The organism is Moraxella sp. RCAD0137 (assembly GCF_002894025.1).
GTDB classification, from domain to species: Bacteria; Pseudomonadota; Gammaproteobacteria; order Pseudomonadales; family Moraxellaceae; genus Moraxella; species Moraxella porci.
This window is the reverse complement of the sequence record NZ_LTCC01000001.1, coordinates 502,106-527,706: the sequence shown is the minus strand read 5'-3', so window position 1 is coordinate 527,706 and position 25,601 is coordinate 502,106. Positions and strand designations below refer to the sequence as shown.

Annotated in this window: 21 protein-coding genes; 7 read left to right on the top strand and 14 right to left on the bottom strand. The window is 46.4% G+C overall.

Going from position 1 to position 25,601, the window contains the following annotated elements:
* Nucleotides 1-92 precede the first annotated feature (92 nt).
* From AZ602_RS02380 to clpB, 4 genes are all read left to right on the top strand, one after another.
* Entirely contained in the window at nt 93-1,010 is a 918-nt protein-coding gene (locus AZ602_RS02380; RefSeq protein ID WP_103033497.1) for an ABC transporter permease, read from the top strand.
* Entirely contained in the window at nt 1,007-1,801 is a 795-nt protein-coding gene (locus AZ602_RS02375; protein WP_103033496.1) for an ABC transporter ATP-binding protein, read from the top strand. Before AZ602_RS02380 ends, AZ602_RS02375 begins: the two co-directional genes overlap by 4 nt.
* 89 nt (nt 1,802-1,890) lie before the next feature.
* Nucleotides 1,891-2,766, top strand: coding sequence for a formyltetrahydrofolate deformylase (gene purU, locus AZ602_RS02370; protein WP_078316735.1), 876 nt, complete (start codon nt 1,891-1,893; stop codon nt 2,764-2,766).
* 309 nt (nt 2,767-3,075) lie between these two features.
* Nucleotides 3,076-5,652 carry an ATP-dependent chaperone ClpB gene (gene clpB / locus AZ602_RS02365; protein WP_103033495.1) on the top strand — a complete coding sequence of 859 codons (2,577 nt, stop codon included), beginning with the start codon at nt 3,076-3,078 and terminating at the stop codon, nt 5,650-5,652.
* A gap of 55 nt (nt 5,653-5,707) precedes the next feature.
* On the opposite strand, the gene AZ602_RS02360 is transcribed toward clpB, so the two are convergent.
* From AZ602_RS02360 to AZ602_RS02305, 12 genes are all read right to left on the bottom strand, one after another.
* Nucleotides 5,708-6,805 (bottom strand): ABC transporter permease, encoded by a 1,098-nt coding sequence (locus AZ602_RS02360; RefSeq protein WP_227525143.1) that lies wholly within the window; start codon nt 6,803-6,805, stop codon nt 5,708-5,710.
* Nucleotides 6,806-6,837: 32 nt separating this feature from the next.
* Entirely contained in the window at nt 6,838-8,013 is a 1,176-nt protein-coding gene (locus tag AZ602_RS02355) for an ABC transporter permease (protein ID WP_103033494.1), read from the bottom strand.
* Between the two features lie 22 nt (nt 8,014-8,035).
* Nucleotides 8,036-9,190 (bottom strand): HlyD family secretion protein, encoded by a 1,155-nt coding sequence (locus tag AZ602_RS02350; RefSeq protein WP_227525149.1) that lies wholly within the window; start codon nt 9,188-9,190, stop codon nt 8,036-8,038.
* 33 nt (nt 9,191-9,223) lie between these two features.
* The gene (locus tag AZ602_RS02345) at nt 9,224-10,678 is read right to left on the bottom strand and encodes a TolC family protein (protein WP_158245107.1); all 1,455 of its coding nucleotides are present in this window, start codon (nt 10,676-10,678) and stop codon (nt 9,224-9,226) included.
* A 93-nt stretch (nt 10,679-10,771) separates the two neighbouring features.
* Complete coding sequence (locus AZ602_RS02340) at nt 10,772-11,179, bottom strand: ClpXP protease specificity-enhancing factor (RefSeq protein ID WP_103033555.1); 408 nt, start codon at nt 11,177-11,179, stop codon at nt 10,772-10,774.
* Nucleotides 11,179-11,805 (bottom strand): glutathione S-transferase N-terminal domain-containing protein, encoded by a 627-nt coding sequence (locus AZ602_RS02335; RefSeq protein ID WP_103033492.1) that lies wholly within the window; start codon nt 11,803-11,805, stop codon nt 11,179-11,181. Before AZ602_RS02335 ends, AZ602_RS02340 begins: the two co-directional genes overlap by 1 nt.
* A 163-nt stretch (nt 11,806-11,968) precedes the next feature.
* The gene (locus AZ602_RS02330) at nt 11,969-12,694 is read right to left on the bottom strand and encodes a cytochrome c1 (protein WP_078316741.1); all 726 of its coding nucleotides are present in this window, start codon (nt 12,692-12,694) and stop codon (nt 11,969-11,971) included.
* A complete protein-coding gene (locus tag AZ602_RS02325; protein ID WP_199174066.1) occupies nt 12,694-13,911 on the bottom strand; it encodes a cytochrome bc complex cytochrome b subunit in 1,218 nt (405 codons plus the stop codon). Before AZ602_RS02325 ends, AZ602_RS02330 begins: the two co-directional genes overlap by 1 nt.
* A gap of 23 nt (nt 13,912-13,934) precedes the next feature.
* Nucleotides 13,935-14,519 carry a ubiquinol-cytochrome c reductase iron-sulfur subunit gene (gene petA, locus AZ602_RS02320; RefSeq protein ID WP_078316743.1) on the bottom strand — a complete coding sequence of 195 codons (585 nt, stop codon included), beginning with the start codon at nt 14,517-14,519 and terminating at the stop codon, nt 13,935-13,937.
* 482 nt (nt 14,520-15,001) lie between these two features.
* Complete coding sequence (gene rpsI, locus AZ602_RS02315) at nt 15,002-15,388, bottom strand: 30S ribosomal protein S9 (RefSeq protein WP_078316744.1); 387 nt, start codon at nt 15,386-15,388, stop codon at nt 15,002-15,004.
* A 9-nt stretch (nt 15,389-15,397) separates the two neighbouring features.
* A complete protein-coding gene (gene rplM, locus AZ602_RS02310; RefSeq protein ID WP_078254213.1) occupies nt 15,398-15,829 on the bottom strand; it encodes a 50S ribosomal protein L13 in 432 nt (143 codons plus the stop codon).
* A gap of 250 nt (nt 15,830-16,079) precedes the next feature.
* On the bottom strand, nt 16,080-16,265 hold the full coding sequence (locus AZ602_RS02305) for an NF038104 family lipoprotein (RefSeq protein WP_103033491.1): 186 nt from the start codon (nt 16,263-16,265) through the stop codon (nt 16,080-16,082).
* Nucleotides 16,266-16,536: 271 nt separating this feature from the next.
* Here AZ602_RS02305 and mnmG point away from each other — a divergent pair, with 271 nt between their 5' ends.
* From mnmG to AZ602_RS02290, 3 genes are all read left to right on the top strand, one after another.
* Nucleotides 16,537-18,441 carry a tRNA uridine-5-carboxymethylaminomethyl(34) synthesis enzyme MnmG gene (gene mnmG, locus AZ602_RS02300; protein ID WP_103033490.1) on the top strand — a complete coding sequence of 635 codons (1,905 nt, stop codon included), beginning with the start codon at nt 16,537-16,539 and terminating at the stop codon, nt 18,439-18,441.
* A 3-nt stretch (nt 18,442-18,444) separates the two neighbouring features.
* Nucleotides 18,445-19,416, top strand: coding sequence for an AEC family transporter (locus AZ602_RS02295; RefSeq protein ID WP_103033489.1), 972 nt, complete (start codon nt 18,445-18,447; stop codon nt 19,414-19,416).
* A gap of 271 nt (nt 19,417-19,687) precedes the next feature.
* Nucleotides 19,688-20,149, top strand: a complete 462-nt coding sequence (locus tag AZ602_RS02290) for a hemerythrin domain-containing protein (RefSeq protein ID WP_103033488.1) — start codon at nt 19,688-19,690, stop codon at nt 20,147-20,149.
* Between the two features lie 104 nt (nt 20,150-20,253).
* Here the strand turns inward: AZ602_RS02290 and AZ602_RS02285 are convergent, their stop codons facing one another.
* Together AZ602_RS02285 and AZ602_RS02280 are read right to left on the bottom strand one after the other, a co-directional pair.
* Nucleotides 20,254-24,174, bottom strand: coding sequence for an AAA family ATPase (locus AZ602_RS02285; RefSeq protein WP_103033487.1), 3,921 nt, complete (start codon nt 24,172-24,174; stop codon nt 20,254-20,256).
* Between the two features lie 40 nt (nt 24,175-24,214).
* On the bottom strand, nt 24,215-25,597 hold the full coding sequence (locus AZ602_RS02280) for an exonuclease SbcCD subunit D C-terminal domain-containing protein (RefSeq protein ID WP_103033486.1): 1,383 nt from the start codon (nt 25,595-25,597) through the stop codon (nt 24,215-24,217).
* Nucleotides 25,598-25,601: the final 4 nt, after the last annotated feature.

Genomic DNA, 25,601 nt, shown 5'->3' with positions numbered 1-25,601 from the left:
ATCCATTGGCTTGGGTTTTGATTTATAATTTATTTCTTTCAAGACACGGATTTTGATATAATAGGTGTTTTGATTTTTGGCGAGTATCGCGCATGAATATGATAGCCTTTTTTGGGGCGCTAGAAAGCGGTCTGATTTATGCTTTGATGGCACTGGGTGTGCTGATTTCGTTTCGTATTTTGGATTTTCCAGATTTGACGGCTGATGGCAGCTTTCCTTTGGGTGGGGCGGTAGCAGGTGTAGCGATTATCGCAGGCTTTAACCCTTGGGTGGCGTGTCTTTTTGGGCTATTGGCAGGTATGGCGGCAGGAGTAACGACCGCTTGGCTGCACGTCAAACTGGGTATTTTGCATTTGCTGGCTGGAATTTTGGTGATGACGGCATTGTGGTCGGTCAATTTGCGAGTGATGAACAAGCCCAATTTGCCATTGCTAGGCGAGCCGACGATTTTTCATACGTTAGGTGCAAATTCTACTTGGGCAAAAATTGCAGTTGTAGCAGGCGTGGTGGTACTTGTCAAGTTGTTATTAGATTGGTTCTTTAGTACCGAGACAGGTCTTGCGATGCGTGCCACAGGCTCAAACCTACGCATGGCACAAGCTCAAGGCATTAATACGTCGTGGATGATTATCCTAGGTATGGCAATCTCAAACGGCTTGATTGCTTTGTCTGGGGCGTTGTTTGTCCAAACGCAAGGTTTTTCTGATGTGTCTATGGGTATTGGGACGATTGTGGTGGGCTTGGTAGCGGTGATTTTGGGTGAGACGATTTTGACCGCTAAGCGCATTTTTTGGATTACCTTGTCGGTGGTGCTAGGCTCTATTGTCTATAAATTCTTTGTGCAGCTTGCTATGTCTAGCGATTTGTTGCGTGAGATTGGCTTTAGGTCGCAGGATTTGAACCTTGTTACCGCCTTGTTGGTCATTGTGCTGTTGGTACTATCTGGGCATAAGCATAAATTCATGGGTAAAAGAAAACTAAAACAACAACTAGGGAGTAGCTCAAAATGATGCAGGCAACTGATTTACGCCTAACGTTTAACGCAGGTACTCCGATTGAAAATCCTGCCTTGCGTGGGATTAGCCTAAACATCAAAGAAGGTGAATTTGTTACTGTCATCGGCACAAATGGGGCGGGCAAATCCACATTTTTGAACGCCATTAGTGGGGCGGTGCGTGTTGATAGTGGCAGTATTTTGTTAAATGGTATTGACGTTACTCGCCAAGGGACACATAAACGCGCCAAACACGTCGCTCGTGTGTTCCAAGATCCGATGGCGGGTACTTGTGAAGCGTTGACCATCGAAGAGAATATGGCATTGGCATATAAGCGTGGCGGTAGTCGTGGCTTGGGCGGTGCTTTGAATGCCAAAAACCGTGAGTTATTCCGCGAAAAACTCTCAATCCTAAAGCTAGGTCTAGAAAATCGCCTAACCGATCGCATGGGGCTGCTCTCTGGCGGTCAGCGTCAAGCGGTGAGTCTGTTGATGGCAAGTCTACAACCATCCAAGATCCTACTGCTTGATGAGCATACCGCTGCGCTCGATCCAAAGACAGCTGCCTTTGTGCTTGAATTGACCGATAAAATTGTCGGTGATGGCAAATTGACCACGATGATGGTGACGCACTCCATGCAACAAGCCTTGACACACGGCACTCGCACTGTGATGCTTCACCAAGGTCAAGTGGTGCTGGATGTATCGGGTGATGAACGCCGTGGTATGACGGTGCAGGATCTATTAAATATGTTTGAAAAAACTCGTGGCGAAAAAGTCGAAGACGATAGCCTAATCCTTGGCTAAGTGACTGGACTTGTGTGATTGAATGATCAAAAAAGGACATTTATACGAATAGATGTCCTTTTATTTTATAAAATATAAAGAGTAAGATTATGAGTAATTGTGAAGGCTGTGAAAGCGAAGTGGCTCGCCTATTGGTGACTTGTGAGGATCAATCAGGTATCGTGCAGGCGGTATCGGGGTTTTTGTACCACCAAGGGGCGAACATCATTTCGCTAGATCAGCATACCACCGAAGCTTATGGCGGCAAGTATTTTATGCGAGTGGAGTTTCACTTGGATGGACTTGCCATCAAAAAAGATGCAATGATGGCGACTTTTGCTGCCAATGTCGCGACCAAATATAACATGACTTGGCAACTTAACTGTAATCGCGATCTTAAAAAGGTTGGCATCTTAGTTTCCAAAGAAGATCATGCCTTGCTTGAACTGCTTTGGCGATATAGCCGTGGCACATTGCCTTGTCAAATCACACAAGTGGTCTCAAACCATGAAGATTTGCGCGCGTCGGTGGAGTCGTTTGGCATTGAGTTTGTACATATTCCTGTGGATAAGCAAAATAAACAGGCGGCGTATGATCAGATTCACGAAGTGATGAAAAATAACGATCTTTTGGTACTGGCGCGCTATATGCAGATTCTAAGCCCTGAGTTTGTGGATCTGTGGCAGGGCAAAATCATCAATATCCATCATTCATTCTTGCCGGCGTTTGTGGGTGCAAATCCCTATAAACAAGCCTTTGACAAAGGGGTAAAGCTGATTGGAGCGACGGCACATTATGTCACCAGTGAGCTTGACCAAGGGCCAATCATCGAGCAGGGCGTAGAGCGTGTCAGTCATGGTTTTAGCGTGAGTGATTTGCGAGAATTGGGGCGTGATATCGAGCGTGATGTACTGGCACGAGCGGTCAAATGGCATCTAGAAGATCGCATCATCATCGATGGTGCCAAGACGGTGGTGTTTGATTGATACCCACAGCAAATTAAAGGGCAGGCCAAGCGCATGCCCTTTTTTATTATTAAGCATAAAGCACCAAAGCCATCAAGCATGAGCTTATGGGGCGAAATTTTAAAAAATCAAGCCTAAAATTTTTATTATTATAAATACATATTAATCAATAACTTATAAGAAAAATTGTGGATAACTTTTATAAACTATTGAAAAATACACAAGTATCTACCATATATTGACTAACAATGCAATACATGATTTATCTAGCAGTTATGTTTAACTAATCTTAAGCTATCTGCTTATAAATCATCAAAAAAGGATAATAATATGAACTTTGATAAATATACACGCACCTTACAAGATATCATCCGTAAAGCTAATGAGCTTGCCATTAGTCGAAAGCATACCGCCATCAGCCCTGCACATTTATTGTCAGTATTGATTCAGAACGAAACTGCGGTATCGATACTGACAGCGAGTGGAGCGGCTGTACAGACCTTACAAGAGCAAAGTGAGACTTTGCTGTCGCATTTGGCAGTGGCAACGACACCACCTGCTCAGATAGGATTGGCGCCCGATACCGCCCGAGTGCTACAAGCGACTGAGCAGTTTGCCAATAAAGCTAGTGATGAGTATGTGGCGGTCGAATGGTTGCTGCTTGCGTTATTTGAAGAAAAAAGCACGCATAAAGCATTGGCATCAGCAGGCATTACCGCCGAGACTTTACAAAACATCATTACAAAAATCCGTGGAGATCAAACCGTGAATAATCAAAACAGCGAACAAAACCGACAAGCCCTAGATAAATACACCATCAATCTGACCGATCGTGCCTTACAAGGCAAGCTTGACCCTGTCATCGGTCGTGATGATGAAATCCGTCGTACCGTGCAGGTGCTATCTCGCCGCACCAAAAATAATCCTGTGCTCATCGGTGAAGCAGGCGTGGGCAAGACTGCCATCGTCGAAGGGCTTGCTCAGCGTATCGTCAATGGTGAAGTGCCTGAGAGCCTGCGTAATAAGACCGTGCTATCACTGGATATGGGCTCACTGATCGCAGGGGCGAAATATCATGGCGAATTTGAAGAACGCCTAAAAGCCGTGCTGAATGAGCTTGCCAAACAAGACGGCAATGTCATTTTGTTCATCGACGAGCTACATACCATGGTCGGTGCAGGCAAAACCAGTGGTGCGATGGATGCGGGCAATATGCTAAAACCTGCTTTGGCTCGTGGCGAGTTACGCTGTGTGGGTGCGACGACTTTGGATGAATACCGCCAATACATCGAAAAAGACCCAGCGCTTGAGCGTCGATTCCAAAAAGTGCTCGTCGATGAGCCAAGTGTCGAAGATACCATTGCCATTTTGCGTGGACTCAAAGAGCGTTATGAGCTACATCATGGCGTAAAAATCATGGACTCTGCCATCATCGCAGCTGCCAAGATGAGCCATCGCTACATCACCGATCGTCAGCTGCCTGATAAGGCGATTGATTTGATTGATGAAGCGGCAAGTCGTATCAAGATGGAGCTGGATTCCAAGCCTGAAAGCCTAGATAAGCTGGATCGTCGTATCATTGCACTCAAGATGCAGCTAGAAGCGGTCAAAAATGAAGATGATGCTGGTGCAAAAGCACAGGTGAAATCATTGACCGCTCAAATCGATGATGCTCAAAAAGAATACAGCGAGCTTGAAGAAGTCTGGAAAACTGAAAAAGCAGGTGTCGAAAACAGCAAACAGCTACAAGCCAAGCTGGATAATGCGCGTATCGCACTGGATAAGGCACTGCGTGAAGGTGACTATGCACGAGCATCACAGCTACAATATGGTGAGATTATTGAGCTTGAAAAAGCACTTGAAGCTCAGGGTGATGATGGCGAAGACAATGCGCCAAAGCTTTTGCGTAACAAGGTGACTGATAACGAAATCGCAGAAGTGGTATCGGCAGCGACAGGCATTCCAGTCGCCAAGATGCTCCAAGGCGAGCGTAATAAGCTGCTTGCGATGGAAGACATCCTGCATGAGCGTGTCATTAGTCAAAACGAAGCGGTCACCGCCGTGGCAAATGCCGTCCGCCGTAGCCGTTCGGGGCTGTCTGACCCGAATAAACCAAGCGGTTCTTTCTTGTTCCTGGGTCCGACAGGTGTGGGTAAGACCGAACTGACCAAGGCACTGGCGAATTTCTTGTTCGACTCTGAAGATGCGCTGGTGCGGATTGATATGAGTGAGTTTATGGAAAAACACAGTGTCAGCCGTCTGGTTGGTGCGCCTCCTGGCTATGTTGGCTATGAAGAAGGTGGTGTGTTGACCGAAGCGGTTCGCCGTAAGCCATATAGCGTAGTGCTGTTTGACGAAGTTGAAAAGGCACATCCTGATGTGTTCAATATCCTATTGCAGGTGCTGGACGATGGTCGATTGACCGATAGTCAAGGTCGAGTGGTGAATTTCAAAAACACCGTCATCATCATGACCAGTAACCTTGGTAGTCATGCAATCCAAGAGATGGCAGGCGATGATTATGACACCATCAAATCGGCGGTGATGGCATCGGTGAATGGTCATTTTAGACCAGAGTTTATCAACCGTATCGATGAGATTGTCGTATTTCATAGCTTAGGACAAGCGCAGATGGCAGGCATTGCTGAGATTCAGCTGGATCGCTTGCGTGCTCGCCTAAAAGAGCGTGAACTGGGGCTTGTAATGAGTGATGATGCGATGACGCATTTGGTAGAGATTGGTTATGATCCTGTATTTGGCGCGCGACCACTCAAGCGAGCCATTCAGCAAGAAATCGAAAACCCATTGGCACAGCTGCTACTGTCTGGCGAGTTTGTCGCAGGTGATGTCATCAGCGTTGAGTGGGTGGATGATAAATTTGCGTTTAACAAATTGCGCTATAGCTAATTCATCATCCAACAAACCAACCGTTTACATCAGTAGGCGGTTGGTTTTTTTATGATTAAGCTTTGATGGGTTTTAGCACCAAGCGCCAATAAGCCAAAGTACCCAAAAGCAGCATCACTGCCATCAGATAATATAGCTTGGCTAAGATCAGATGGGTGGGAACGCCCATTTGATTTAGCTGAATAAAGCTTTGAATGCCGTGTGTGCTGGGTAGCAGCCAAGCGATCTTGGTCAGCCAATCAGGCATCGCCAACATCGGATAGGCAAGGCCAGATAATAAAAATAAAGGTATTGATGAGAAAATCAACATCTGCCCAACGCGTTCGGCACGATCAAAATAAGAACTGATGACCAAAGACAGCGAAATCACCGCACCGACAAAAATCGGCGTCGCAAACATCATGCCCCAAAAATTACCCCCTCTGGGATAATCATTATGCCAATACACAAACCCAAACAAAAACCAACAAGACAAACAGCCAATGATCCCTGAAACCACATAGATCGCCAAAAAGCGACTAGTAGTCAAGCGCAGCCATCGTCTGCGATATTCCATCAGTAACATCCCGACGCCCAGCAGCAGTGTCTGATGCACGATCAAAGGGGCAACCGCAGGAAAAACATAGCTGCCATAACCTGCAGTGGTGTTAAATAAGGGCTGTTCATGAATCGGCGGCGGCAGATGAAAGTGACTGATTTCACGATATTTTTCTATTTCACTGATCAAAGTCTGCTTAAGGCTGCTGACCAAGCCCTTACCGATGGTTTGAGTTTTTAATAAATACGCGCCGCTTAAATACAAACCAATGCCGCCTGTGTCCTGATGGTGAATGCTTTGGCTAAGATTATCAGGCAGGTATAAGATGCCATCAGCTCGCCCCATTTTTACTTGGTACATGGCCTCTGGAAAGCTTGTGGTGATATCGTAAATGTGGATGTTTGGGCTGTTTGCGGTATTTTGAATGATGGTGTGGGTCAGCGGACTTTGCTCAGCATCGACGATCACCAATGGCAGGTGCTCGACATGCTCAGCTTGGTATGCCGCAGGATAGAAAAACCCATAAAAGCCAACAGACAGCACCATCGTCAAGGCAATGGAGCGATTTGTAAAAATCAGCTTAAGCGCTTGTAGGCAGTCGTATAACAGCTGCATCAATGCGCATCGAAAACGATCAATCATAAGCATCAGGCGATAAGGCGATATGTGGCGCGCGTTTTTTTGAGTAATCGCATGCACAATCCGACAAATAGCATCAAAAAAACCAATAAATTTAATAAATTAGGCAGCATTGCTTGCCAAGGGCTTGCAATGATCCAGCTTTGGGTTTGTAATTGGGCGTAGCTGCTAAATGGCAAAATGTGCGACCAAAACTGAGTAAAGCCAGAGGCATTATTCAAAGGCAGCGTCACCCCTGCAAAGCTCATCGATGAGCCGCCATATACCGCTAATATTCCAAAGCTTTTATTGGCACTGCGTACCGCCAGGGCAATCAATGCACCAAAAAAAGCATAAGCCAAATAAAACACCACTTGCCCAGACAGCAGCCAGCCGATGCTGCCCATCACAGCATAATCTCGAACCCACACCATCCACATTAGCCACAGCCATGTCCAAAGACAGATGCTCAGCAGATATGGCATGATTTTACCAATCAGTGCTGCCATCGGCGCCTTCGTTAACCATGAGCTGATCGTATCATCAGCAAACTCGATCCCGACAGCATAAGCCACTTGGCAGCTTAGCAGCAGATGTAGCACGGCGGTGAGCACAAAGGGCGATAAAAATAGTTCATAACTCAAGCTTGGATTAAACAGCACCTCGGTCTTAATCGTCGGTAATGGCACTTCAAATTTGGGCAAGGTATTGATGAGATAAGACTCACTTATAAATGCTTGCATGCCTGAGAGTACCGCTGATCTTAGCGCAGTACTGATTCCGGCGGCCATGCTGTATAAGGCTTGGTTATAGACCAGCTGAATTTGGGGATCCTCACCATTGACCAGATGATATTGGGCATGATGCGGAATATATAGATAGCCGCCGATCTCAAGGGTGTTGATCGCCTGTTCGACTGCAGCTTGATCGTTCATGACAGCAATGACTTCCAGTTGCTGATTAGCACGCGCGTGGTGAATGATGGTGGCGCTAAGTTCACTGTGGTCACGGTCGATGATCATGATCGGCAGGTGCTCAGCTTTGGTGTGAATGAACATGCTGCCAAATAACACCGTCACCAGCAAAGGAATACCAAATACACCAAACATATCCCAACGACTATGAGAGATGCGTCTGCATTCACGATAAAAACTGCGCCAAACTTCCATCATGAAGCGGCTTTTGGGAGGGTGCTTTGTACTCATAACATTCTGCCAAATCAGTCAGTCAATCGGCAATGCGAATCTCAAAAACAACGCTCATACCAGCAACCAAGCCTTCGATTGGCTCTGCAGGTTTAAGCTTTAGCTCAAAGCTTTTGATGTCATAGCCGCCTGTTTGTCGCGTGGTTTTGATGGTGGCAAATTCTCCCTCAGCGCCGATGTGGCTGATGTGAAATTCAACAGAGCGGTTTAATGCCGGGATAAATCCTGTCAGGCTTGATGCCTGCTGTACATAGGGTAGATAATCCTCGCGGACGCTGAGCTTGACGGTATCGCTAGGCTTGATCATGCTGATCACAGGCACGGCGATGGCGACCAGTTCACTGGGCTTGGCATAGATTTTATTGATGACGCCATCGATGGGCGCGATCAAATTGGTCTCAGCATCTAAAGCGGCTGCTTCAGCGACCGCAGCTTGTGCGATCTGCACTTGTGCGTCGGCGCTGGAGATAACCTCATCACTGCGACCGCGCTCTGCCTTAAGATACTGCTGATGCGCGGCTTCTGCCAGTTGTTCTGATGAGGTTTTGGCGGCTTGCATTTCATCGCGTCTTTGGCGGCTGATGACGCCTTGCTGGTACAGATACTCACCGCGTGCTGCTGTTTCGGCTGCCAGCATTGCTTGAGCTTTGGCACTTTGCCAGTTGGCATATAAGCTGTCGGTATTTTCTTGGCGTGTGCCGCGATTTGCCAGTGACTGAGAGGCCAGTGCCGACTGTAGCATAGCGTCGGCTTGTTCTTTTTTGGCGATGATCTCAGGGCTGATCAGCTTAGCCAGTAGTGTGCCTTGTTGGACGCTTTGGCCTTCTTGGACATAGATGGCGTCGATGCGACTGGGCAGCTTCGTGCTTAGGTTGACCGTTTCGCTATCCACCTCACCTTGTAAAGTGACGATTTGACCGCCACTTGCCAATTTGCTTTTGGCAGCATGAAAGAGCCCGCCTGACGATGGCGCACTTGAGGCAGGCGAGGGCGCGCTATAGCTTTGTAATAATCCATATAAAATCCCCAAAATCAGTAGCACGAACAGCGCGATCAGTGCGATTAAGGCGATGGGTTTTTTGGGTTTTTTATAGCTGTGCTTAGTCTGTGATTGCATATGATCGATGTCTGATTGTTCAGCGGTCGATGTTTTGGTGGGTTCATCGGCAGGCGTCATGGGTTTTTTGAGATCTTGTGTCATGGCAAATCATCATTCGGTTACGATCATGGTGGTGTCGGCGCGGTATAGATACTCACCAAAGCGATCGAGTTCACCTGTGTGGTGCAATACAGTCGCCAGTGCCATGATGTAGTGATAGGCATTGGTGGCGATGTCGCTTTGGATCTGATGGACGCGAGTCTCAGCATCGACCACTTCTGCGACGGTACCAAAGCCTTCTTGAAAAGAGAGTCGCTGAATGCGCAGATTCTCAAGTGCAGCGATGCGGTTATCGGTGAGCAGTCGATGGGTGTTTTGGGTATTTTGAATATCCAAATAGGCTCGGTGCAGACTGCTGGTCATGTCTTGGGTGGTTTGGAGCGCGACCAGATTGGCAGCATCTGCTTGTAATCGACTGGCTTTGATCTGTGCGTTGCGATCCATGCCTGAATATAGGGTATAATTGGCAGCGACGCCCACGAACCAGTCTTGGTCATCAAGCGCCACTTCACCTAAGGCGAATACTTTAGGCTTTTTGCTGGCTTCTTGGAGTGTGACTTGGTTTTGGGCGATGCGCACATCGGTGCTCAGCTTTTGGGTGATCGGAGAATTGGATGTTAGTTTTTCAAGCAGCGCGTCATAATTTGGCTGTTCATTGGTATTTATAAATAGCGGTGTGGTTAGCTGACTAATCGTCGGATCTTGTAATAAGGTTCGAATCTCGAAGATATTTTGTTGGTGCGTGAGTGCAGCAGAGTGATGCAGACGGTCTGCATGGTTGCGCGCCACCTCGAACTGCATGCGCTGGCCACGACTGATAAAGCCTGCTTGCTCAAGCTGATGGGCGTGATCGACATGCAGCTGCATGGCTTGGAATTGGTAGCCTGTGGTGCTTTGTAGAGACTGGCTAAGCTGGGTGCCAAAATATTTGCCGATGAGATTAAGTTTCTCAAGCTGCTGCTGTTCTTGTTCGGACAGCAGATGGCGCTTGGCGTTTAGCTGTGCGATTTGTTGGAGGCTACTGATCGCGCCGCCTGTATAAATGGGCAAAGTGACAGCAATGCTTGGCTTAACTGTCGTGTCTTTGGCGTCCAGATGTAGCTCATTTGGTAGGCGATCATTGGCACGGCTTAACAGTGATTGCGCGCTGCTGCTCATCAGCTCAGATAAGGCAGGGTCTAAGCCTTGAGCATTGAGCTGTTGGATGTGTTCATCGATACTGCCTGAGATTTGTTGATTTAGGGTATTTATTAGAGGCTGCGTCGATACATCGGCAGTCTGATGATAGCTGAGCGCGCGTACATTCAACGATACATTAGGTCTGTGCAGTCCTTGTACAGCGTCTGCTTGTAATTGACTGGCTTGACTGAGTAATGCCGAGGATTGTAAACGCTTTGAGGAAGTCAATAGCTTGGACTGTGCTTGCTCAAAGCTGTAAGTACTGGCAAGGGCTGTAGAGGTGTATAAACACATCACCGCCCCTACCAGTCTGATGAGATGTCGCATCATGGGGCCATTATCTGTGCTAAATTTGATCTGTATTATAGCAAATCTTTCATTTTAGATAGACTTGAAACAATGACTGCTCGGTAAGCGCAATCAATCCAAGATGCGCAAGGTACTGCCTTTGGGGCGATCCTGCTCATCTGTATCAAAAGCTTCCTCGATGGCCTCATGCGCTTCATAGCCATCATATTCTGAAGGGTCGAAGAATATGCCGTGCTCAGGATCTTCTTTGGCATAGATCGCCATCACGGCAGCCATCGGTATCCAGACTTCTTCAGACACGCCGCTAAATCGGGCAGCAAAGCTGATGGCATCATTATCAATCTGTAGATTGTGGGTGGCTTGATAAGATGCTGCCAACACCAAACGGCCGTCTTGGGCGTATTGCAATGGTGCGTGCAGATCGTTGTGAGTGGCGTCGATCATCAAATAAGGCGTATAGTCATTATCCTGCATCCATTCATGAAAGGCGCGGATAAGGTAAGGGCGTTTTGGTGTGATCATAGTGACTCCATGGGTCTAATACTGGCAATAAAACTGGGGCGTGAAAATAGCCGATCTTGATATTCTAATAAGGGGCGAATCAGATGTGTGGGCAAGTTGATGTTCATGTCAGGTAAGCGCCATAATAAAGGCAACAGTAATGCATCACACCACCCAAATTCATCGGATAAAAAATAGGGCTTATGTCCAAATAAAGGGGCGAGCGTCACCAGTGAATCGGATAACGATTTTTTGGCATTAAGTGCACTTTGTTCATCAAAGCTGTCAGGATGTGTCATTAAAATGAACGCTTGGGATAGCCAATCATTCTGTAATCGCCAAGCCAACTGACGAATTTTGGCGCGCTCACTGGGTACGCTAGGCAGCAGCCTCGGTGATTGATGGCGCTCTTCTAGGTATTCAAAAATGACAGTCAACTCATACAAAGCGACATCGCGGTTCACCAGTACTGGCAGGGTGCGATAGGGGTTGAGTTCCGTCAGCTCTTCAGAGCGCTCATCTTCCATTATGACCAGCTGATAGTTAAGTTGTTTTTCTTCGAGCAGTAGGCGCACGATATGACTGTGTATGCCATGATCGGCATACAAGACAAATTGTGTCAATGAAAGATGCGGTAATTCCATAAAATACCATTGCCTAAATGAGCATATTAGTTTATCAAAAATTTGCCAAGCTGTGTGTAATTATCTGCCCAATTTCTCAATTCATTGGCATATTTATCAAAAAAAGACCGATGACACATATCATCGGTCTTTGTTGGGTGTCGCCCAATCTGCTTAATGCAGATTATTTGACATCTTTCCAAAATTCTTTATTCAACAGATAAACTGGGATTAAAAGAATTAACAGGAATAAAATCACAAACGCACCATAGATCTTACGATCATGACGGACTGGCTCAGCCATCCACGCCATGAAGTTGACCAAATCACCGACGCGCTGTTCATACGCTTCTTGACCCAATTCTTCTTGTAGGTTGTGAAGCACATGCGGCATGGCGGCATTGGCCAAGACCAAGTTGTTGGCGCCCCAAGGGCGGCTTGGATCTTCATAGAAACTGAGTAGATAGGTATAAACCCAGTCATCACCACGCAGGCGAGTTTCTAGTGACAAATCTGGTGGCGGCGCACCAAACCATGCACCTTGTAGCTCAGGATCGATGCCTGCGGTGATGTGATCACCGATTTGGTTGGCACTGACCATCAAATATTTTTCGACCAATTCAGGTGGAATGTCCAAGTCTTGGGCGATGCGAGAGTGGCGCACATACTGGGCTGAGTGACAGCCGACACAGTAGTTCATGAACATTGCAGCACCGCGTTGTAGCGAGCCTTTGTTAGTCAGGTCGATCGGTGCTTTGCTACATTCTAAAGTCACCACAGTGCCATCAGCTTCGGTAAATGTACCACAGCCATCACCACCAGCTGCCATGGCGTTGGTGCTGGCAAAAGCACCAACTGTCGCCAAAACGGCACCTGCACCAAATTTAACAAGTGAATTAAGTGCTTTCATTAGTGGCCTCCGGTTACGCGTTCTGGTGGTTGTTTACACTTCTCAATTGAGGTGTAAAAAGGCATCAATAGGAAATACAAGAAGTATAGGATAGTACAAATACGACCAACGATGGTGCCTGTTGGTGTAGAGGTAACACCGCCCAGATAGCCTAGGATCAGGAAGCTTACCACAAAGATGGCCAGAGCAATCTTAGACAGTGTGCCCTTGTAGCGGATTGAGCGAACAGGTGAACGATCCAACCAAGGCAATACGAACAAGATGGCAATCGCACCAAACATCACGATGACACCAGGCAGCGCTGAACCGAACATTGATGGTGTTGCACGCAGCATCGCGTAGTATGGCATGTAGTACCAAACAGGAGCAATGTGTGCTGGCGTTTTCAATGCATTAGCAGCTTCAAAGTTTGGCTTTTCTAGGAAGTAACCACCGCCTTCTGGGAAGAAGAACACCACAGCAAAGAACAAGATGAAGAATACCACGATACCAACCATGTCATGCACGGTATAGTAAGGATGGAATGGAACGCCATCTAGCGGCACGCCATTTTTGTCTTTTAGTTTCTTAATATCGATGCCATCAGGGTTGTTTGAGCCAACATGGTGTAGTGCAACCAGATGCATGAATACCAAGCCAACCAAAATCAGTGGAATGGCCACGACATGCAGTGCAAAGAAGCGGTTCAAAGTGATGCCTGAGATGATGTAGTCACCTTTCACCCATTCACCCAATGCATCGCCAATGAATGGAATGGCTGCTGGCAGGTTCAAAATAACTTGAGCGCCCCAGAATGACATGTTACCCCATGGCAGTAGATAACCAAAGAAACCTTCAGCCATCAAGCATAGGTAAATCGCCATACCAATGATCCAAACCAGCTCACGCGGTTTTTTGTACGAACCATACAGTAGGCCACGGAACATGTGCAGATACACGACGACAAAGAAAGCTGACGCGCCAGTGGAGTGCATGTAGCGGATCAGCCAGCCGCCCTTGACATCACGCATGATGTATTCAAGTGAGGCAAAAGCACCCTCGGCACTTGGGTTAAACATCATGGTAAGCCAAATACCAGTAACCAGCTGGTTTACTAGTACCACCATGGATAATACGCCAAAGAAATACCAAAAGTTAAAATTCTTTGGTGCGTAGTATTTAGACATATGATATTCATAAGTCTCAGTCGCAGGATAGCGAGCATCTATCCAGCTCATGAATTTCTTAGCAGCACTCATGATTAGGCCTCCCCAACAGTCAAGATTGTGCCATCAATACTGTATTCTGGAATAGGTAGATTAAGCGGAGCTGGCATGCCGCTATAAACACGACCTGATAAGTCGTACATAGAACCGTGGCAAGGGCAGAAGAAGCCGCCATACCAGTCAGCACCGCCCAGATCGGCTGCACCAACTTCAGGACGGAATATTGGCGCACAGCCCAGATGCGTACAAACACCCTCAACGACCAAAATATTTGGTTCGATAGAGCGTGTCTCGTTTTTGCAGTATTCAGGCTGTACAGACCCATCGGATGTTGGGTCGGCAAGTTTTGGGGTTACTTTGCTAAGATTTGCCACCATTTCATCGGTACGCTTAACGACGAAGATTGGCTTGCCGCGATATTTTACGGTAATCATTTGACCGTTTTCAATGCCACTGATGTCTGTTACAACAGCAGCACCCGCAGCTTCCGCCTTTGCACTTGGATACCAAGAACGGACAAATGGGGTGGCAATCGCACCGACGCCGACTGCGCCGATGGCAGCGGTCGTCGCGATTAGGACTCTACGGCGTTTAACATTCACGCCTTCGGCATGGCTCATTAAAACTTCCTCCAGAAAAAGAATGGGAATATTCCCATGCTGGGTGTGTGGCTATGATAAAACACTTTTATCAAATTTGCCACATTTGCTGTGCCTATTTTTGCTAAATATGACTATTTTAAGCTATTTTTGTAATAAAATAAATTCTTCTCTTACAAACTTGGCAAAAAAAGTCGCAAAAAATTTAATGATTTAACGAAAATGCGAGTTTACTGAATATTGGTTTGTGTAATATTAAAGTAAAGTTGCTAAATCTGAAATTTTCGCAAAAAAATTATCTCTATAATGTTACCATATTTTAAACTTTTTTTCTGCACTACATGTGTTAAAAGCGGCGAAAATTACAAAAAAATTATCAGTTAGCGGTCTTGATGCTAAATGCTGAAACTTAGCCATTGGGTCTTGGTGGAAATGGTGCTGACTGATTGGCACAAAAAAACTCCCGATATGCATCGAGAGTTTTTTGAACGATAATCGTAAAATTAACGCTTTGAGAACTGTGGACGACGACGTGCTTTGCGTAGACCAAGTTTTTTACGCTCAACTTCACGAGCATCACGAGTGACGAAGCCAGCTGCTTTTAGGGCAGGCTTGAAGGTTTCATCTTGTTCGATCAAAGCGCGGGTGATGCCATGACGGATCGCACCTGCTTGACCGTTGATGCCGCCACCAACAACAGTGATGTATAGATCAACACTGTCAGTCAATTCTAGCAGCTCTAGTGGCTGACGAACAACCATGCGAGAAGTTTCACGACCAAAGTATTCGTCAAGTGATTTACCGTTTACAACGATGTTACCTGTGCCTTTAGACAAGAAGACACGAGCGGTAGAAGTCTTGCGGCGACCAGTGCCGTAATTGCGTTCCATAATGTCTCCTTAGATGTCTAGTACTTTAGGTTGCTGAGCTGCGTGTGGGTGTTCAGTACCCGCATACAGTTTTAGCTTTTTAATCATCGCATAGCCCAAAGGACCTTTTGGAAGCATGCCTTTAACAGCTTTGTGCAACACATCTTCTGGCTTGTGTGCTAGAAGTTTTGTGAAGTTGGTCTCTTTGATACCGCCTGGATAGCCAGTGTGACGGTAGTACTTCTTGTCCTGAGCTTTTTTGCCAGTTACAGCAATTTTGTCAGCATTGATAACAACGATATAATCGCCAGTATCAACATGTGGAGTGTACGATGGCTTGTGTTTACCACGCAGACGAGAAGCAATCTCAGAAGCTAGACGACCTAGAGTTTTGCCTTCAGCGTCCACGACATACCAGTCATGTACAACTTCAGCGGGTTTGGCACTGATAGTAGTAGTCATAAAAAACCTATTTAGTTGAGTTTGAGAGAGTATAAACAAAAAAATCTCAAGCAATGCTTGATTTTAGTTGTTTTTTAAGTTGGGGAAACGAAGGGCTCTCAAAAAACAGCCGCGATTATACCAAATTATTGATGGCTTATGCAAGCATTATTTGATTGTTTGTGTGGATAAATGATAATCTGATGCCAAAAGGTTAAAGAGTTTGGCTAAGTCAAGCGGCTGTATCGCTCGCCATCGTGCGCTTGGATTTTTAGTCTTTTTTGTCTTTGTTATCAGCATCGCCTGGGATGATGGCTTTGCCAACCGCAACCGTGCCTTTGACGACGCCTTTGGTGGTCTTGTAGGCGATTTTGGCGGGGACAGTGACGACTTTATGCACGCAGCCACTTAATGCCACACTTAGTGTAAACAGGGTCAAAAAATGTACCAATTTCATCGGTCAGCTCCCATGCGATAGATTGGCTTATCATAATCAATGATGCAACAAAATGCAACTGAAGAAATTCTGAGTACAGAGCTCAGATTTTCGCAGTTTTGTGATAAAACTATGCTAAAATAAGCAGTTTAGATTTGGATTTTTTTGTTGTTGGCTTAGGCGATGAGCCGATGTTTGGTCAGTATTTAGTGTTTGATCTGTTAAAAGGTCGGGATCTTAAGAGGTCGGCATCTGACAGACGATCTGCAACAAAAATCAGGTGGATGAATTTATGACAAGCACTTATCACTTTTCAAAAACTTATGATGTCATCGTCGTCGGCGGCGGACATGCAGGCACCGAAGCGGCTTTGGCTGCAGCTCGCATGGGCAGTCAGACGCTGCTGGTGACGCATAACATCGAAACTTTGGGTCAGATGAGCTGCAACCCTGCCATCGGCGGCATCGGCAAGTCACATCTGGTGCGCGAGGTCGATGCTCTGGGTGGGGCGATGGCGCTGGCCACCGACCAAGCGGGTATCCAATTTCGGGTATTAAATAGCCGAAAGGGCGCGGCTGTGCGAGCGACGCGTGCGCAGGCTGACCGCATACTTTATAAAGCCGCGATTCGCCACACCCTTGAAAATCAGCCAAATCTTGACTTATTTCAGCAGCCTGTTGATGACATTATTATCGAAAATGGTCGTGCGGTCGCGGTGGTGACGGCATCAGGCGTGCGCTTTAATACGCGCGCGGTGGTGTTAACCTCGGGGACTTTTTTGGGTGGGGTGATCCATGTGGGTCTAGACAGTCAAAGTGGCGGCCGCGCTGGTGATATGCCATCGATTCGACTGGCTGATCGTCTGCGCGAACTTAAGCTGCCTGTTGGCCGCTTGAAGACAGGCACACCTGCGCGTATTGATGCCCGTACGGTGGATTTTAGCGTGATGATCGAGCAACCAGGCGATACACCGCTGCCAGTGATGAGCTATATGGGTGATGTCAGCATGCATCCTCGTCAGATCAGCTGCTACATCACCCACACCAATGAGCGCACACATGAGATCATCCGCCAAAATCTCGATCGCAGCCCGATGTTCAGCGGTAAAATTGAGGGTGTCGGCCCACGTTATTGCCCTTCGATTGAGGATAAGATTCATCGTTTTGCCGATAAAGACAGTCATCAGATTTTTATTGAGCCTGAGGGCTTGACCACCCATGAGTTGTACCCTAATGGTATCTCAACCAGTCTGCCGTTTGATGTGCAAGTGGCATTCATTCATTCGATGAAAGGTCTTGAAAACGCGCATATCACACGCCCAGGATATGCCATCGAGTACGATTATTTTGATCCGCAAAATCTCAAGCCGACTTTGGAAACCAAGTCCATTGATGGGTTGTTTTTTGCTGGACAAATTAACGGTACGACAGGTTACGAAGAGGCTGCAGCACAAGGCTTGTTGGCTGGACTGAACGCTGCACGCCAAGCGATGGATGAATCGCCTTGGACGCCGATGCGTCATGAAGCATACCTTGGGGTATTGGTTGATGATTTGATCACGCACGGTACCAAAGAGCCGTATCGCATGTTTACCAGTCGCGCTGAGCATCGCCTGCTTTTGCGTGAGGACAATGCCGATGAGCGTCTGACTGCCATCGGGCGTAAGCTTGGCTTGATCAGTGATGCGCGCTGGGAGAAATTTGAGCAAAAACAAGAAGCCATCGCCCAAGAAACCGCGCGACTGCAAGACATCTGGGCGACGCCAAATAATGCGATCGGCAAAGCATTCATGGCGCATACCGATGAGGTATTAACCAAAGAAAATACTCTGCTTGATCTTTTAAAACGCCCGAACATCACCTTTGATGACATCGCCAAAGTCTCTGACAGTAGCGTCAGCAATGAAGTGGGCGAGCAGATCGAGATCGCGGTAAAATACGCAGGCTACATCGATCGCCAAAATGAAGAGATCGCACAGATGAAGCGGCTTGAGGATACGGCTTTGCCTTTGGATTTTGATTATGCCTCTGTGTCAGGTTTGTCCAATGAAATCATCCAAAAACTCAGCCAAATCCGCCCAGCCACCTTGGGTCAGGCATCGCGTATCAGTGGTGTCACACCAGCGGCGATCAGTCTACTTGGTATGACACTCAAAAAGCAGAAAAAATCCCAAGCCATCCTTGAACAGACGGTGTAAATCATGACTGTCCAAGCTGTCTTATCTGCGTTAAGCTTCGCTTTTGTGATTGTGTTTCCAAACTTGGCTTTGATGGCCTTGGGCTATGTTATGCAGCGACGCCTGATTATTAATGCAGGCTTTATTGAGACGGCGTCGAGCATGGTGTTTAATTATTGCTTGCCTTGCCTGCTATTTTTTAGTGTACTAAAAAGCGAGGTGAGCATCTTTGATCAATCTTGGCTGCTGTTGGCGGGATTTATCACCACTTTTGGGCTGTTCTTTTTGGCAGAGATTTATGCCAAATTTTTTGTCCCAAAGCTTGGCGATAAAGGTGTGTTCGTCCAAGGTGTGTTTCGCTCGAATATGGCGATCATTAGTCTGGCCACTGTCGCCAATGCCTACGGCGATGCAGGACTTGGCGTCGGCGCGGTCTATATGGGCATTATCACCATTTTATATAATGTGCTGGCGGTGATTACCTTGTCACGCACCACCCAAAAAACAGGCAACTGGTTCAATCAAGCGACAGACATTGCCATCAAAATTTTTAAAAATCCTTTAATCATCGCGCTGTTATTGGCTTTTATTTATAAAGGTCTAAATCTGCCCGCATTGCCAGAATTTATCAATACCACAGGTGCGCTGTTGGGTGCAGTGGCGCTGCCTTTGGCGCTCATTTGCGCTGGGGCGACCTTAGACATTCGTTCGATGATGCAGCCATCTGGGGTGTCTATGCAAGCCAGCATCGGGAGAATCCTTATCGCGCCGTTGATCGCAGTGATCACGGGCGTGGTGATGGCGCTACCGCCTTTGCAATTTGGGGTATTGTATTTGATGGTCGCAAGCCCAGTTGCAGCGGCAAGCTATGTGATGGCCAAAGCCATGGGTGGCAACGATGTGCTTGCGGCGAATATTTTGGGCTTTACCACGGTATTTGGGATGATTGGCATGGCAGTTGGTATGGCGATTTTAAGGGTTTTGGGTTGGGTGTGAGCGTCTGGCTACAAATTGATAGCATAATCACAACAAAAATATGCACGCCTTTTAGCTCAGGCTGTTATCATAAAACCAAGACAAGTGGTTGGATTGATTTCGTTTTATCCAAAACAACAGTCGTTTGTGATCAAATGATTATTAAGATCGGCATATGAATAAAAGATCGTTCGCTGTGCTGGTGAGATGATTTTCCATCGATGTCTGAACTTATCAGCCCATTTGTCAGTAGTAATGTTTTAGTTTATTAATAGAATTTCAAGGAAAGCACATGAGTCAGAATCAAGATATTTTTCAAGCACTTATCTCATCACATCAGACACAGCGTGCGCTGTGCGATGATCTAGAATCGCTACTATCAACAGACATTAAAGCTGCCAAAAAAGCCTATCCTGAACTTGAAATCGAGTTGCAAGCTCATGCTGCTGCCGAAGAGCGTCACCTGTATGTGCCTGTGATGCAGTATGATGAGGGTCTGGATTTGTCGCGCCATGCCATCGCTGAGCATCACGAAATGGATGAGTTGATGCACACGCTCAATGATGGCCGCATCAGTGATGAGACTTGGCAGACCACCTGTCAATCACTGATCGATGAAGTGCGCCATCATCTCAAAGAAGAAGAGCAAGAATTTTTTAAGGAAGCCAAAAAGATTTTGGATGACGAGCAGCAGCAGCGTTTGGGTGCTTTATATGAAGTGGAGCATAGCACCTTTGAGCGTAATAATGGCTGACCAATCACCAGAAAATGGCTGACCAATCACCACAAAAATGCAATTCGATGCAGTTTGTGATCACGAGCATATCAGCCAATACGAGCGTGGATTAGTAACTCAAACTAGCCAAGCTGAGTAACGCCGGCGCCATATAAGATACTGTGGCCACCGGCGTGTTTTTGCACGACGATCTGAGTGTCGATGCGCTCTTTTAGGCTTGCGACATGGCTGATGATGCCGATGCTTTTGCCGCTTTGTTGTAGCTCAAATAAAGTGCTTAGCGCCAAATCCAGTGCCGCTTCATCCAGCGTCCCAAAACCTTCATCCAAAAACAGCGATTCGATTTGTACATTTTGGCTATTGATTTGTGATAATCCCAAAGCCAACGCCAGCGAGATGATGAAGCTTTCGCCACCAGATAGGTTTTTGCTGCTGCGAATGGCATCGCCTTGATGCAGATCGGTCACTAAGATCTCAAGCGCTTTGCCATCTTGATCATCGGTGGTCAATAGATAGCGGTCATTCATCTTACTTAAAATCTGATTGGCATGCTGCAACACCAGATCGAGCGTCAATCCCTGCACAAAATTGCGATATTTATTCCCATTTTCTGAGCCGATCAAGGCATTGAGCTTTGCCCAGATGGCGTTGTCTTGTTGTTGTTTTTCAATGTCGGCCAATAAGGCAGCTTGGCGCTCACGATTTTTTAATTCTTGGGCTTTGATGGCATTCATCTCACCGATCTGCTGATGAATCGATGTCCAAGCCTCATGCAGCTCAGCTGACTGCGCCTGTAATGCAGACTGATCCAGGAGTGCAATATCTGCATGTCGTGTTATCAGTTCATCTAATCTGGCTTGGCTGTTTTTGAGTGATATTTGGGTTTGTTTGAGTGCCTCGTGTAGCTGATCGGCAGTTTGCTGCAGATTGGCGATCTGTTCATCTGGCAGTCTGGATGCCAAAAATTCCGCCTCATCGCTAAAGATGGATTCGGCCAAGGCTGTCTGATAGTCGCTTTGATGAGCGGTGAGCTTTTGGGCGATCTCATCGATGATGGCATCAAGGCTTGTGGCTTTGGCTTTTTGAGATTCAAGCTGTACAAGATCGCTTTGTAATTTTGTGGTGAGCTGATCAAGTTGATTGCGCAGATCGCCAAGTTTTGTTTGATAAGACTGCCCCAAAGCATCGATGTCAGCATCGCCAATGAGCTGTACCTTTTGATCGCGCAAAACTTGTATCTCGGCGGATGTTGACTGTAATGCTGTGTGCAGATCGTTAATATCAGGTTTTAGCACTTGGATTTTGTGCTGCTCAACATCGATTTTTATCATCAGCTCGGCCAGCTGTGACTGTGCGTGATTAAGCTTTTGACTGTGTGCTTTGGCGGCATCAATCTGTATTTTTAAGGTGCTGCAGTCATGATCTAGAGCAGCACGCATGTCGGTGATTAGGGCCAGATCAGCATCATGCGGTATGATGATGGCATTTGCATCTGGAAAACCTTTAAACGCAGGTTGATTGTGAGGATCAGATTGATATTGATATTGCTCAACGCGCTCAGCACAAACAGACAGATTCGGTAGGCTGTCGCTCAATGTCGCCAAATGCAAGCTAAGTTCACCATAAGTGTCATTGCCTTCTGACTGTAACAATGCCATCAGTGAGGGTATGAGATGTTGCTGCAAATGACAGGCTGCATCATGCACTGTCAAGATCAGCGCTCGTGCTTCTTGATTGGTTTTGACCCCTGCATTCTCGAGTGACTGATTCTCATAATTGAATTTATCTAAATTATTCTCACTGATCTGAATCTGAGCCATGAGATGATTGGCATCCTCAAAAGTGCGCATCTTATGCTCGACATCGGCATGCAACTGATGGCTTAACATGTCAATGTCGCTGTGAGAGGGTAGATCGCTATGTTCAGAAAAATCCTGTGAAATCTGCGCCCATAGATCGCGCATCCTTTGCTGGATATGCTCGCTGTTTTTGTGCTGAGTGGACAGCTGATACGCGTTATTTTGAAGGTTAATCTGTAGCTGTTGCAGTGAGTTTTTGTAGTGTTCGAGCTGCAGTCGTTGCTGCTCAAGGCTGTGTTCGATAGACTCAAGCTGCTCTTTTGCCAATGTGACATCATCAGTGTCACTGGGGTGATCTGCATGCTTATAAGGATGCTCGGTGCTGCCACACAGTGGGCAAGGAGCGCCATCATTTAAGTGATCTAATTGCGCTTTTAGCTGTATCAGTTGAGTTTGTAGGCTGAAGTTATCGAGCTGCAAGCTATGATTCTTCTGGGTTTGCTCAATTTGACCTTGCAGAGACTGCATGGCATCTTCGATTGAGGACTGCTCATCTGACAGCTGAATTTTTTGTTGGTTTAATCGCGCGATCTCATCGGATATCGGCAAATAGTGCTGGTAGTGCTGCTGAATTTGCTCGAGGATTTGTCGTGTCTGGCTGCTGTTTTTGATGGTATTTTGAAGTTCGTTCAGCTGCTGCTGAAGCGAAGCGATGTTGAGATCTTCATGGATGTGATCTAGATTTAACAGCTGATAAAATGCTTGCCTCTGTGAGCGCATTTCATTACTTGTTTTTCTGATTAGATTATCTTTTTCTTTGAAATTTTCTCGGATATTTTGTAATTCAATCAGGGTGTGTTTTAGTTTTGCTAAGTCGGTTTGATATAGCTGATATGCACGCATCATCGAATCCGACAGGGCATCAAATTGTGCCAGATTTTGGGATTTTTTATGAAATTTTTCTGACAAATGCTCTAGCTGATTGTCATGATAATTGCTGTTTAATTCTGCGATGACTGCTTGGATGCGCTGCCGATCGCTGATAAGCTGGGCCAGTATCTGCTCACTGTGCTGCAAATCCAGCTGATTTTTTTCTAGAGCCTTTGTCTGATGAGTCAAGTTTTGTGTCAATGATGAAATCTGCAAATCAAGCTTGCGCGCTGCTTGCAAATTGGGCTTGATGGCTTCGTAATCTTGGGTATATTTTTGTAGTTTTTCTTGAATATTTGATTGCTGAACACGATGGTCATCGACGCTACTTTGAAGGGCGGTTAGGCTTTCGGTGAGCTTTATTCTGTCCTGTGTTTTATGATCGTGCTGCTCGGAGGTTTGTGCGACGGCTTGGTATAATGGACTGAGCGCTTGGGCGTGCTTGGCTTGATTAAGGCGCGCCATTTCATCAGAAAATTCATTAATATCTGATTGATTTTTAAGGATTTTATTTTGCCATGTGGTCACTTCATCTGTTAAGGTGGCGTACTGCTCGGCCAGCTTTAGTTGAGCTTGAGTCTGCTCAATTTGGCTGTCAATTTGTGATTTTTGTTCGCTGATGCTGCTGATACGATCAATCAAAGCATCATAATCTTCGGTGCTTAACAGCTGTAATTCTGCCAGTTTTAATTGGCGTTCTTTTAACAAATTATTTTGCTGTTTGTGCTTTTCATAGGCGGCTTGACTGATCTGCGCGTAGATCTGCGTGCCGGTGATTTGCTCTAGTATCTGTCCGCGTTCGGCAGCATCCGAGCGTAAAAAAGCAGCAAATTCGCCTTGCACCAGCATCACCGATCGGGTGAACTGCGCTTTATTCATCCCCAAAATTCGCTCAATCTGCTTATTGACCAAGCTGGATTTTTCTTCGATGATCTTGCCATCAGGATCATTGACATGCTTAAGCTCGCTGATCTCGCGACTGACCGCTTGTAATTTGCCATCACTTTTTTGATTGGCACGGCGCTGCGACCAGCTGGCTTGATATAGCTTATCATTGGCGCGAAAAATCACCGTGCTGGCTGCAAAAGCGGTACCGATGCTCATCAGCTCATTTTGATTGGCAGAGATGTTCAGTCGTGGCGTCTCGCCATATAGAGCCAAGCAGATGGCATCCAATATCGTCGTCTTGCCAGCACCAGTTGCGCCTGTGATGGTGAACAGAGCATGATTATGAAAGGCAGGATCCTCAAAGTCAATCTGCCACTTTCCCTTCAAAGAGTTGATGTTCTCAAAGACCAGTTTTAAAATTTTCATCCATCATTCCTGAAATCTGACGCCATGCATCACTTTGGCTTTATTGAGCATTATTATCTGTCTCTTGCATCTGTTTTATCAGTGCCTGATACGCTTGAATCAGCTGCTCTTGTTCATCATCTGGCAGATTTTCTTTGGCCAGCCGCTTTTTAAAAACTTGCATTTCATTTAGCTTATCTAAAGTAATATCCATCGATTTGGCGCGCAGGCTACCTGAGTGCGTCTGGGTGTTTTTGATACTCAGCGCCAGTAGTTGACTGTCTTTGGTGAGTGCGTTGATCTGCTGCTTTAGATTTGGCATCAGACTGTCGCCTGTGTATTCGATCTCAAGCCAAATGGGCTGATCGTGCGCTTTTAGGTCATTGATGGAGGATTCGATGAATGCCATATCGCCACTGATTTTGGCAAGACTCTGAAAAATCGGTACAGGCAGGCTATGAATGCGTACAGCTGAGGTATCCGCGCCATCAAAAAATTGCATCAGATCTGGCTGATCAACGGGCTGCTTTGGTGGCTTGTCATAAGGCAGATCAACGATCAGTACTTGTTTGTGCCGCCCAATCTCCCCAAATCCCATCGCGATCGGTGAGCCGCTATAGCGAATGCGGGATTGTTTGCCGACGATTTGGGCGGCATGAATGTGTCCTAAGGCGACATAATCGATGGCCTCATCAAAAACCTCACTGCTGATCTGGCCGAGGGTGCCGATCTGAATATCACGCATCCCATCATCGGTAGAAGAGACGGCGGCGCCTGCGGCATATAGGTGACCTGTGGCGATGATCGGGATGGTTTTTTGATGTGTTTTATAAATGTGATTTTGCTGATTTTTGGCAAGATCTGCTAAACAATGGTAATGATCAAACATGCCATCAATCAGTAGCTGATTTTTATTGTCGATACTGGTGGAATCGATGCTGGTACGCACATCTCGATCACGCAGATAGGGGACAGCCATGATGATGGCACAAGGTACGCCTGCATCATTGCTAAGAGTGATCAACTCATCATCGATCTGATCACTGATGCTGCCGATGACATGCGTATTAAGCACGCCAAGCACTTCTTTGGTTTTATGTAGGCTGGTGGGTGAATCGTGATTGCCTGCGACGATGATGATGTGCTTGATGTCGTTTTTAAATGCTGTCGCCAAAAACTGATGATACAGATGCTCGGCGCGGTTGCTTGGCGTCATGGTATCAAAAATATCGCCAGCAACAATCAGCACATCCACTTGATAAATTTTCAATGAATCTTGTAGCCAATCTAAAAATTTAGCAAATTCATCATAACGAGACTGGTGATATAGCATCTTGCCCAGATGCCAATCGGAGGTATGTAAAATGCGTAAATGCTCATCAGGCTTGGGCAACTCAGGCGCTGCCAGACTTTGATCGATCAGGTGGGTTTTTAGTATTGACATAACA